The sequence below is a fragment of the Streptomyces xanthophaeus genome, from assembly GCF_000725805.1.
GTDB lineage: Bacteria > Actinomycetota > Actinomycetes > Streptomycetales > Streptomycetaceae > Streptomyces > Streptomyces xanthophaeus.
The window spans coordinates 1-1,066 of sequence record NZ_JOFT01000090.1; the positions used below are offsets into that span (position 1 = coordinate 1).

Below are 1,066 nucleotides of genomic sequence, written 5' to 3' on the forward strand. Positions count from 1 at the left end.
TGTGTTGTCCCGGGACGTTGGTGACACGCGTGCTGGGTTCTTGAAATGGGTGAGGGCCTCCGGGTTCGGTGTGGATTGCGACATCTCCACCGAAGACAGGAGGCCCTCGTGCCCCACCGTAATGCCCCGCTGACCGAGACCGGACGACTTCGCCTGGCCCGCTGTGTCGTGGACGACGGCTGGCCCGTGCGCCGGGCCGCGGAACGCTTCCAGGTCAGCCACACCACCGCGGCCCGCTGGGCCGCCCGCTACCGACAGCTGGGCATCGCCGGAATGGGTGACCGCTCCAGCCGGCCCCACCACCAGCCCCGAAGGACCGCTGCCGAGGTTGAGGCGGAAGTGCTCCGCCTCCGACGGGAACACCGGATCGGCCCACTGCGGCTGGCAGCCCGATGCCACATCGCGCCCTCGACCGCCCACCGCATCCTGGTCCGCAACGGCCAGCCGCCCCTGGCCGCACTCGACCGGGCCACCGGCGAGCCCGTCCGCCGCTACGAACGTGCCCGGCCGGGCGAACTCATCCACATCGACGTCAAGAAGCTGGGCCGGATCCCCGACGGCGGCGGCCACAAAGCCCTCGGCCGGGCAGCTGGCAGCCCGCACAAGGACCGCCGAAACGGCGCCGGATACGCCTACCTCCACACCGCACTCGACGACCACACCCGCCTCGCATACACCGAGGATCTGCCCGATGAGACCGCCCCGACCTGCGCCGCCTTCCTGACCCGCGCCGTCGCCTGGTTCGCCGCCCACGGCATCCGCGTTGAACGCGTGCTGACCGACAACGCCTGGGCCTACAGCAAGAACACCTGGCGCGAGACATGCGATGACCTGGGCATCAGCCCCCGCTGGACCAGGCCCTGGCGCCCGCAGACCAACGGCAAGGTCGAACGCTTCCACCGCACCCTCCTCGAGGAATGGGCCTACCACCGGCCCTACACCTCAGATCACCAGCGCCAGGAAGCGTTCACCGACTGGATCGACTGGTACAACTACCACCGGCCCCACACCGGCATCCAAGGCCAAACACCCGCCAGCCGCGTCACCAACCTGTCCGGACAACACA

At 69.7% G+C, this 1,066-nt stretch carries 1 protein-coding gene; it reads left to right on the forward strand.

Annotation, left to right across the window (positions count from 1 at the left end; genetic code table 11):
* Positions 1–108: 108 nt before the first annotated feature.
* Positions 109–1,066, forward strand: a 958-nt coding sequence (locus IO30_RS0129025) for an IS481 family transposase (RefSeq protein ID WP_031147795.1), incomplete at its 3' end; no start/stop codon positions are given.